Source organism: Streptomyces sp. NPDC001068 (genome assembly GCF_042897315.1).
Classification (GTDB): domain Bacteria; phylum Actinomycetota; class Actinomycetes; order Streptomycetales; family Streptomycetaceae; genus Streptomyces.
This window is the reverse complement of sequence record NZ_JBIAYD010000010.1, coordinates 261,059-270,506: the sequence shown is the minus strand read 5'-3', so window position 1 is coordinate 270,506 and position 9,448 is coordinate 261,059. Positions and strand designations below refer to the sequence as shown.

Sequence of the window (9,448 nt, the reverse complement as noted above, 5' to 3'; positions counted from 1 at the left end):
GTGGGCCCGCTCCTCGAAGGGAACGGGCCCACCAGCACGCCCCAGAGAGGCGCGGGGAACTGCGCGACCAGCCACGCGGACCGGCAGCCGAAGGGCGGCCTTACGCCTCCTTCGACTCCTCGGTCTCGTCGGCCTTGGCGTCCTCGACGACCTCGTCGGCCTTGGTCTCCTCGACCTTGGCCTCCTCGGACTCCTTGACCGCACGCTTGGTGGCGGCCTCGGCCTCACCCGTAGCCTGCTGCGCGACCGTCAGCGCCTCGACCAGCTCGATGACCGCCATGGGCGCGTTGTCGCCGCGACGGTTACCGATCTTGGTGATGCGGGTGTAGCCACCCGGACGGTTCTCGTACCGCGGGCCGATCTCGGTGAAGAGCGTGTGCACGATGCCCTTGTCCGTGATGACCTGGAGCACCTGGCGGCGGTTGTGAAGGTCGCCCTTCTTCGCCTTGGTGACCAGACGCTCGGCGTACGGCCGCAGCTTGCGGGCCTTCGCCTCGGTGGTGGTGATGCGGCCGTGCTCGAAGAGCGCCTTCGCGAGGTTCGCGAGGAGCAGCTTCTCGTGCGCGGCGCTGCCGCCCATACGGGCACCCTTGGTGGGCTTCGGCATGGTTCTTCTCCTGTGTGTCTGCCCCGGCCGTGTCAGGTACCGGGGTCAGGAACCCGGTGGGCGGATGCCCACCGGCATACGACCGATCAGTACTGCTCGGTCTCCACGAAACCCGCGTCCGCGTCGTCGTCGGCGCCGAAGGCGTCGGCAGCGGCCGTGGGGTCGAATCCGGGCGGGCTGTCCTTGAGGGCCAGGCCCATGCCGGCCAGCTTCGCCTTGACCTCGTCGATGGACTTCGCACCGAAGTTGCGGATGTCCAGGAGGTCGGCCTCGGAGCGCGCGACGAGCTCACCCACGGAGTGGATGCCCTCACGCTTGAGGCAGTTGTAGGAGCGGACCGTGAGCTCCAGCTCCTCGATCGGCAGCGCCAGGTCGGCGGCCAGGGCGGCGTCCGTCGGGGACGGGCCCATGTCGATGCCCTCGGCGTCGATGTTCAGCTCGCGGGCGAGACCGAACAGCTCCACCAGGGTCTTGCCGGCCGACGCCATGGCGTCACGCGGCCGCATGGCCTGCTTCGTCTCGACGTCGACGATCAGCTTGTCGAAGTCGGTGCGCTGCTCGACACGGGTCGCCTCGACCTTGTACGTGACCTTGAGCACCGGCGAGTAGATGGAGTCGACCGGGATACGGCCGATCTCCTGGCCCACCTGCTTGTTCTGCACGGCGGAGACGTAACCGCGGCCGCGCTCGACCGTCAGCTCCATCTCCAGCTTGCCCTTGCCGTTGAGCGTGGCGAGGACCAGGTCGGGGTTGTGCACCTCGACACCGGCCGGGGGCGCGATGTCGGCGGCGGTGACCAGACCCGGGCCCTGCTTGCGCAGGTACATCACGACCGGCTCGTCGTGCTCCGAGGAGACGACCAGCTGCTTGATGTTGAGGATCAGGTCGGTCACGTCCTCCTTGACGCCCGGCACGGTGGTGAACTCGTGCAGGACACCGTCGATGCGGATGCTGGTGACAGCAGCGCCGGGGATCGACGACAGGAGGGTGCGGCGCAGGGAGTTGCCGAGGGTGTAGCCGAAGCCCGGCTCCAGCGGCTCGATCACGAACCGGGAGCGGAATTCGTCGACGACCTCTTCGGTCAACGAGGGACGCTGAGCGATCAGCATGGTGTGGATCCTTCAGTTGCGGGCGCCCGCTATTTGACGCCCTGCTGGTACTGCAAGGGTACGGGCGATACGGCCCATTCACTGAGCCGTACCGCCCGGAAACCTCAGGCCCGAAGGCGTCGCGTCAGACGCGGCGGCGCTTCGGCGGACGGCAGCCGTTGTGCGGGGTCGGGGTGACGTCCTGGATGGAGCCGACCTCGAGGCCCGTGGCCTGCAGGGAGCGGATCGCGGTCTCGCGACCGGAACCCGGGCCCTTCACGAACACGTCGACCTTGCGCATGCCGTGCTCCTGCGCGCGACGGGCGGCCGACTCGGCGGCCATCTGCGCGGCGAACGGCGTGGACTTCCGGGAGCCCTTGAAGCCGACGTGGCCGGCGGAGGCCCAGGAGATCACGTTGCCCGACGGGTCCGTGATGGAGACGATCGTGTTGTTGAACGTGCTCTTGATGTGCGCGTGGCCGTGAGCGACGTTCTTCTTTTCCTTGCGGCGCACCTTCTTGGCAGCGCCCTGACGACCCTTGGGGGGCATCTAGTAACTCCTACGGGGAGGTGGTCGGTCCTACAGCGAAGACCGCTGATGAAGCGTTGTCCGCTGAGGACTACTTCTTGCCCGGCTTCTTCTTGCCGGCGATGGCGCGACGCGGGCCCTTGCGGGTGCGGGCGTTGGTGCTGGTGCGCTGACCGCGGACGGGCAGACCGCGGCGGTGACGCAGACCCTGGTAGCAGCCGATCTCGACCTTGCGGCGGATGTCGGCCTGGATCTCGCGACGGAGGTCACCCTCGGTCTTGATGTTGCTGTCGACGTACTCACGAATCGCGACCAGCTGCTCTTCAGTCAGGTCACGGACGCGGGTGTTCGGGTCGATGCCGGTCTCGGCCAGCGTCAGCTGGGAGAGCGTGCGGCCGATGCCGAACACGTAGGTGAGGGCGACTTCCACACGCTTTTCGCGCGGGATGTCAACACCGGAAACGCGTGCCACTTCAATGGCTCCTGGTGATCTTCGGAGGTCTTCCGCAGGACCGGATCCCAGCCGCCGTACCAGGTACGAACTGGGTCCCCGGCCTCCGAACCGGGGGTGTCGAGCCTTCTCGGACTCGGGCCCTGCGTATGAACAAATTCAGCTTGCGTCGCGCGAATCTCTGCGATGGGTGCAGAGGGATCGGTCGTGCGTCAGCCCTGGCGCTGCTTGTGGCGCGGGTTCTCGCAAATGACCATGACCCGACCGTGACGGCGGATCACCCTGCACTTGTCGCAGATCTTCTTGACGCTCGGCTTGACCTTCATGGGATTGAGGTTCTCCGGGTCAGTTGCCGGCAGCCCCGCTCGCACGGGACCTGGGCAAGATCTACTTGTATCGGTAGACGATCCGGCCACGCGTCAGGTCGTACGGAGACAACTCCACCACGACCCGGTCGTCAGGGAGGATGCGGATGTAGTGCATACGCATCTTGCCGCTGATGTGTGCCAGGACCTGGTGGCCGTTCTGGAGCTCGACCTTGAACATCGCGTTCGGAAGAGACTCGACGACAGTGCCCTCGATCTCGATGGCACCTTGCTTCTTGGCCACGCTTCGCCCTTCGAATCGACTACCTTGATCGACTCCCGCGTATTCCCTCTCGGGCGCATGCGGACATGCGGGTGCACGAGAGCCGACGAGTCAGTCTACGTCAGCGCACCCGGAAAGACGAATCGAGAAAGACTGCCCCGCGGGGCAGATCATTAAGCACGCTCACGTAAAGCGCCCCTCGGGGGCGCGGGGAACTGCGCGCTCGGCCCCCACCGGGCCGCAGATTCCGGAACGCTCAGCCCAGCGGATCCGGCGCAGCCGTGATCCCGTGCTCGGCCAGCTTGGCCTTACCCCCGTCGGGCGCCGTCAGCACCAAGGGACCCTCTTCGGTCAGTGCAACGCTGTGCTCCCAGTGCGAGGACCACGTCCCGTCGGTCGTGATGACCGTCCAGTCGTCCTCCAGCACCTCGGTCCGCGGCGTACCCAGCGACACCATCGGCTCGATGGCCAGGCAGAACCCGGGGACCAGCTTCGGGCCCTTGCCCCGCCGCCGGTCGACGTAGTTCAGCAGGTGCGGGTCCATGTGCATCTCGGTGCCGATGCCGTGGCCGCCGTAGTCCTCGATGATCCCGTACCGGCCGCCGCCCGGCTTCGGCTGGCGGCGGATGTACGTCTCGACGGCCCGGGACACGTCCACCAGCCGGTTGCCCTGCTTCATCGCGGCGATGCCGGCCCACATCGACTCCTCGGTCACCCGGGAGAGCTCGACGAGTTCCGGAGCGTGACCGGAGCCCACGAACGCCGTGTAGGCCGCGTCGCCGTGCCAGCCGTCGACGACCGCGCCGCAGTCGATGGAGATGATGTCGCCGTCCTTGAGGACGACGTCCTCTGCGGGGATGCCGTGCACGACCACGTCGTTGACGGACGTGCAGATGGTCGCCGGGAAGCCGCCGTATCCGAGGAAGTTCGACTTGGCGCCGTGCTCGGCGAGGACCTTCCGGGCCACCTCGTCGAGGTCCTTGGTGCTGGCGCCGGGGACGGCGACCTCGCGGGTGGCCGCGTGGATGGCGGCTACGACCAGGCCCGCCGCCCGCATCTTGGCGATCTGCTCGGGGGTCTTGATCTGCACCATGGGGGGCCTGCGCTCTCCGTCACTCACGTCAACGTCAACCGGATACCTGACAACAGTACGGCCGCGGCACCCGAGGGGGCACCGCGGCCGCAACCGCCGTAGAACTACTTCTTCTCGTCCTCGTCCCGCCGGAGCGCGTCCAGCGCCCGCCGGGTGATCTCGTCCACCGGGCCCAGCGAGGAGATCGTGCGGACCAGGCCCTGCGACTTGTAGTAGTCGATGATGGGCTCGGTCTGCGTGTGGTAGACCTCCAGCCGCGTACGGACGGTGTCCTCGGAGTCGTCGTCGCGCTGGTAGAGCTCGCCGCCGCAGATGTCGCAGACGCCCTCGGCCTTCGGCGGGCTGTAGGTCACGTGGAAGACGTGGCCGTTGTCCTTGCGGCAGATGCGGCGACCCGCGATCCGCTTGACGACCTCTTCCTCCGGGACCTCCAGGTCCAGTACCGCGTCGAGCTTGATGCTCTCGGCCTGCAGCAGCTCGTCGAGCGCCTCGGCCTGTGAGACGTTGCGCGGGAATCCGTCCAGCAGGAAACCACCGGTCGCGTCCGGCTGCTCCATGCGGTCCTTGGCCATGGCGATGGTGACCTCGTCCGGGACGAGGTTGCCGGCGTCCATGTAGGACTTCGCGAGCTTCCCGAGATCCGTCTGCTGGCTGATGTTGGCCCGGAACAGGTCGCCCGTGGAGATGTGCGGAATCTTCAGCTTCTCGGCGAGGCGAACGGCTTGCGTTCCCTTACCGGCACCAGGCGGCCCGACGAGGACGATTCGCATCAGCGGAGGAACCCTTCGTAATTGCGCTGCTGAAGCTGGCTCTCGATCTGCTTCACCGTCTCGAGGCCGACACCCACGATGATCAGGATGCTGGTACCACCGAACGGGAAGTTCTGGCTTGCCCCAAAGCCAACCAACGCCATCGTCGGTACGAGAGCGATCAGGCCCAGATACAGCGAACCCGGCCAGGTGATCCGGTTGAGCACGTACGAGAGGTACTCAGCGGTCGGTCGGCCAGCCCGGATGCCCGGGATGAAGCCACCATACTTCTTCATGTTGTCGGCTACTTCTTCGGGGTTGAAGGAGATGGCGACGTAGAAGAACGCGAAGAAAACGATCAGCAAGAAGTACGCGGTGATGTAGATCGGGTGGTCACCCTTGGTGAGGTTCTGGGTGACCCACGTCTTCCAGCCCGAGTTGCCGCCGGCGAACTGCGCCACGAGGGCCGGGATGTACAGCAGCGACGAGGCGAAGATGACCGGGATGACACCGGCCTGGTTCACCTTGAGCGGGATGTAGGTCGACGTACCGCCGTAGGACCGGCGGCCGATCATGCGCTTCGCGTACTGGACCGGAACCCGGCGCTGGGCCTGCTCGACGAAGACCACCAGGGCGACCATGACCAGGCCGACCGCGATGACCGTGCCGAACTCGATCCAGCCGCCGGCCAGGGTGCCCTGCTTCTTGATGGCCCACAGCGCGGACGGGAAGGTGGCGGCGATCGAGATGAACATCAGGATCGACATGCCGTTGCCGATGCCGCGGTCGGTGATGAGCTCACCGAGCCACATGACGACGGCGGTACCGGCGGTCATGCAGATGACCATCGTGATGGTCGTGAAGATCGCCTGGTCCGGCACGATGCTGGAGGCGACCGTGCAGCCGTTGAAGAGCGCGCCGCTGCGGGCGGTGGCGACGAGGCCGGTGCCCTGCAGGATGGCGAGGGCCACCGTCAGGTAACGCGTGTACTGCGTGATCTTCGTCGTGCCCGCCTGGCCCTCCTTCTTCAGGGCTTCCAGGCGCGGGATGACCACGGTGAGCAGCTGAAGAATGATGCTGGCGGTGATGTACGGCATGATGCCGAGCGCGAAGATCGTGATCTGGAGCAGCGCACCACCGCTGAACATGTTGACGAGACCGAACAGGCCCTGGTTGCCGGAGGCCTCGGTCACGCACGTCTGAACGGCTTTGTAGTTGACGCCGGGGATCGGGATGTGCGTGCCGACCCGGTAGACCACGATGATGGCCAGCGTGAAGAGCAGTTTCTTGCGCAGGTCGGGCGTCCTGAACGCCCGGGCGAACGCGGTGAGCACGGTGCCTCCTGCGACCCCCGCGTGTGCGCGCGTGAGGTGGATGACTAAGGGTTAGATGGCCTGTGGAACGAGATTACGGCATGCCGAGACGGCGCTGGATACCAGCGGCCCAGCCTACCCATATCGAGGTCCCCGCGGGACACCGATCCGTATGGCTCTTAGAGGGCAATATCTCGAACACCTGCGTACAAAAACCGCTTACCACTCGCACGAGCGAGCGACGGCCGCCCGTACCGAACGGCTGATCGAGGACTGACGCCTCACGCCGGAGACGAGAACGGCCGGGGACGAACCTCGTGAGAGGACGTCCCCGGCCGAAATCACTGACCTGGGTCAGGCGTCAACCGGGCTCAGACGAGCTCGGTGACGGTGCCGCCGGCGGCGGTGATCTTCTCCTTGGCGGAGCCGGAGACGGCGTCGACCGTCACCTGCAGCGCCACGGAGACCTCACCCTGGCCGAGCACCTTGACGAGGCTGTTCTTGCGAACGGCACCCTTGGCGACGAGACCCTCGACGGTGACCTCGCCACCCTCCGGGTACAGCGCGGCCAGCTTCTCGAGGTTCACGACCTGGAACTCGGTCTTGAACGGGTTCTTGAAGCCCTTCAGCTTCGGAAGACGCATGTGGAGGGGCATCTGGCCACCCTCGAAGCGCTCCGGCACCTGGTAACGGGCCTTCGTACCCTTGGTACCACGACCAGCCGTCTTACCCTTCGACGCCTCACCACGACCCACACGGGTCTTGGCGGTCTTGGCGCCCGGGGCAGGACGGAGGTTGTGGATCTTGAGCGGGTTGTTCTCCGCCATGATCAGTCGACCTCCTCGACCGTCACGAGGTGGCGGACGGTGTGCACCATGCCGCGGAACTCGGGGCGGTCCTCCTTGACGACCTGCGTGTTGATGCCCTTGAGACCAAGGGAACGCAGGGTGTCACGGTGGTTCTGCTTGCTGCCGATGTAGGACTTGACCTGCGTAATCTTGAGCTGCGCCATGATTACGCACCCGCCCCGGCACGCGCACGCAGCAGAGCCGCGGGAGCGACGTCCTCCAGGGGCAGACCGCGGCGGGCCGCGATCTCCTCGGGACGCTGCAGACCCTTCAGGGCCTCCACCGTCGCGTGCACGATGTTGATCGCGTTGTCGGAGCCGAGCGACTTCGACAGCACGTCGTGGATACCGGCGCACTCGAGCACGGCACGCACCGGGCCACCGGCGATAACACCGGTACCGGGGGACGCGGGCTTGAGCAGGACGACGCCGGCAGCCTTCTCACCCTGGATGGGGTGCGGGATGGTGCCCTGGATACGGGGGACCTTGAAGAAGTGCTTCTTGGCCTCCTCAACACCCTTGGCGATGGCGGCCGGCACCTCCTTGGCCTTGCCGTAACCGACACCCACGGTGCCGTCACCGTCGCCCACCACGACCAGCGCGGTGAAGCTGAAGCGACGACCACCCTTCACAACCTTGGCGACGCGGTTGATCGCGACAACGCGCTCAACGTACGCGGTCTTCTCGGCGGCAGCAGCGCCGCCGTCACGGCCCTTCCGGTCCCGCCGCTCGCCGCCACCGGCACCGCCACCGCGGCGCTGGGGTCCAGCCATTGGATTACCTCTCTCTTTCCGCTAGCTACAAGCGGCTCAGAACTTGAGCCCGGCCTCGCGGGCGGCGTCCGCCAGAGCCGCGATGCGGCCGGCGTACTGGTTACCGCCACGGTCGAACACCACGGCCTCGACACCGGCGGCCTTGGCACGCTCGGCGACCAGGGCGCCGACCTGCTTGGCCTGCGCGGACTTGTCACCCTCGCCACCACGGACCGAGGTGTCCAGCGTGGACGCCGACGCCAGGGTGTGACCCTTGATGTCGTCGATCACCTGGGCCACGATGTGGCGGTTGGAGCGGGTAACGACCAGACGGGGACGCTCCGCCGTACCGGAAATGTTCTTACGGATCCGGATGTGACGGCGCTTGATCGCGGCGCGCTTGTAGGCGTCGCCCTTGAGGATCTTCTGTCCGTATGCCATGGCTTACTTACCCGCCTTTCCGACCTTGCGGCGGATGACTTCGCCCTCGTACTTGACGCCCTTGGCCTTGTACGGGTCGGGCTTGCGCAGCTTGCGGATGTTGGCCGCGACCTCGCCGACCTTCTGCTTGTCGATGCCCTCGACCGAGAAACGGGTCGGGGCCTCGACCTTGAAGGTGATGCCCTCGGGGGCCTCGACCACGATCGGGTGGCTGTAACCGAGCGCGAACTCGAGGTTCGAGCCCTTGGCGGTCACGCGGTAACCGACACCGCTGATCTCGAGCTTCTTCACGTAACCCTGGGTCACGCCGGTGATCATGTTCGCCACCAGCGTGCGGGACAGGCCGTGCAGGGCCTTGCTCTGACGCTCGTCGTTGGGGCGGGTCACCGCGAGAGTGCCGTCCTCGCCCTTGGCGATGTCGATCGGTGCCACGACGGTGTGGGTCAGCTCGCCCTTGGGGCCCTTGACCTTCACCGTGCGGCCGTCGATGGTGACGTCCACGCCGGCGGGAACCGCGATGGGGAGCTTGCCGATGCGCGACATAGCTGTTTCCTCCGTTCCCTTCTGCTACCAGACGTAGGCGAGGACTTCCCCACCCACGCCCTTCTTGCCGGCCTGCTTGTCGGTGAGGAGCCCGTGCGACGTGGAGATGATCGCCACGCCGAGGCCGCCCAGCACCTTCGGCAGGGAGGTGGACTTCGCGTAAACCCGGAGACCGGGCTTGGAGATGCGCTTGATGCCCGCGATGGAGCGCTCACGGTTGGGACCGAACTTCAGGTCCAGGACGAGGTTCTTGCCGACCTCGGCGTCCTCGACCTTCCAGCCCGTGATGAAGCCCTCCTGCTGGAGGATCTCCGCGATGTGAGACTTGATCTTCGACGCCGGCATCGTCACGGAGTCGTGGTATGCCGAGTTCGCGTTCCGCAGACGCGTAAGCATGTCTGCGATCGGATCAGTCATGGTCATGAATTGGCCTTCGGCCTCTCTCGC

Annotated in this window: 15 protein-coding genes; all 15 read right to left on the bottom strand. The window is 66.3% G+C overall.

From position 1 onward, the window contains the following. Positions 1-100 precede the first annotated feature (100 nt). A complete protein-coding gene (gene rplQ, locus ACFY3I_RS28075) occupies positions 101-607 on the bottom strand; it encodes a 50S ribosomal protein L17 (RefSeq protein ID WP_365283738.1) in 507 nt (168 codons plus the stop codon). Between the two features lie 86 nt (positions 608-693). Then, a complete protein-coding gene (locus ACFY3I_RS28070; protein ID WP_003966937.1) occupies positions 694-1,716 on the bottom strand; it encodes a DNA-directed RNA polymerase subunit alpha in 1,023 nt (340 codons plus the stop codon). A gap of 124 nt (positions 1,717-1,840) precedes the next feature. Further along, entirely contained in the window at positions 1,841-2,245 is a 405-nt protein-coding gene (gene rpsK / locus ACFY3I_RS28065; RefSeq protein WP_003956432.1) for a 30S ribosomal protein S11, read from the bottom strand. 70 nt (positions 2,246-2,315) lie between these two features. Then, positions 2,316-2,696 carry a 30S ribosomal protein S13 gene (gene rpsM, locus ACFY3I_RS28060; RefSeq protein ID WP_360487433.1) on the bottom strand — a complete coding sequence of 127 codons (381 nt, stop codon included), beginning with the start codon at positions 2,694-2,696 and terminating at the stop codon, positions 2,316-2,318. Between the two features lie 191 nt (positions 2,697-2,887). Further along, on the bottom strand, positions 2,888-3,001 hold the full coding sequence (gene rpmJ, locus ACFY3I_RS28055) for a 50S ribosomal protein L36 (RefSeq protein WP_003998809.1): 114 nt from the start codon (positions 2,999-3,001) through the stop codon (positions 2,888-2,890). Positions 3,002-3,062: 61 nt separating this feature from the next. Further along, on the bottom strand, positions 3,063-3,284 hold the full coding sequence (infA, locus tag ACFY3I_RS28050) for a translation initiation factor IF-1 (protein ID WP_003948620.1): 222 nt from the start codon (positions 3,282-3,284) through the stop codon (positions 3,063-3,065). A 235-nt stretch (positions 3,285-3,519) separates the two neighbouring features. Then, on the bottom strand, positions 3,520-4,356 hold the full coding sequence (gene map / locus ACFY3I_RS28045; RefSeq protein WP_365283735.1) for a type I methionyl aminopeptidase: 837 nt from the start codon (positions 4,354-4,356) through the stop codon (positions 3,520-3,522). Between the two features lie 104 nt (positions 4,357-4,460). Next, positions 4,461-5,126 (bottom strand): adenylate kinase, encoded by a 666-nt coding sequence (locus tag ACFY3I_RS28040; RefSeq protein WP_365283733.1) that lies wholly within the window; start codon positions 5,124-5,126, stop codon positions 4,461-4,463. Continuing rightward, on the bottom strand, positions 5,126-6,439 hold the full coding sequence (gene secY, locus ACFY3I_RS28035) for a preprotein translocase subunit SecY (protein ID WP_365283731.1): 1,314 nt from the start codon (positions 6,437-6,439) through the stop codon (positions 5,126-5,128). Before secY ends, ACFY3I_RS28040 begins: the two co-directional genes overlap by 1 nt. 350 nt (positions 6,440-6,789) lie before the next feature. Then, on the bottom strand, positions 6,790-7,245 hold the full coding sequence (gene rplO, locus ACFY3I_RS28030; protein WP_365283730.1) for a 50S ribosomal protein L15: 456 nt from the start codon (positions 7,243-7,245) through the stop codon (positions 6,790-6,792). Between the two features lie 2 nt (positions 7,246-7,247). Further along, a complete protein-coding gene (gene rpmD, locus ACFY3I_RS28025; protein ID WP_003974250.1) occupies positions 7,248-7,430 on the bottom strand; it encodes a 50S ribosomal protein L30 in 183 nt (60 codons plus the stop codon). Positions 7,431-7,432: 2 nt separating this feature from the next. After that, positions 7,433-8,038, bottom strand: a complete 606-nt coding sequence (rpsE, locus tag ACFY3I_RS28020) for a 30S ribosomal protein S5 (RefSeq protein ID WP_009190144.1) — start codon at positions 8,036-8,038, stop codon at positions 7,433-7,435. 36 nt (positions 8,039-8,074) lie between these two features. Next, positions 8,075-8,458, bottom strand: coding sequence for a 50S ribosomal protein L18 (gene rplR, locus ACFY3I_RS28015; RefSeq protein WP_089099426.1), 384 nt, complete (start codon positions 8,456-8,458; stop codon positions 8,075-8,077). Positions 8,459-8,461: 3 nt separating this feature from the next. Beyond that, positions 8,462-9,001, bottom strand: a complete 540-nt coding sequence (rplF, locus tag ACFY3I_RS28010; protein WP_365283727.1) for a 50S ribosomal protein L6 — start codon at positions 8,999-9,001, stop codon at positions 8,462-8,464. Positions 9,002-9,025: 24 nt separating this feature from the next. Next, the gene (gene rpsH, locus ACFY3I_RS28005; RefSeq protein WP_089099428.1) at positions 9,026-9,424 is read right to left on the bottom strand and encodes a 30S ribosomal protein S8; all 399 of its coding nucleotides are present in this window, start codon (positions 9,422-9,424) and stop codon (positions 9,026-9,028) included. Positions 9,425-9,448 lie beyond the last annotated feature (24 nt).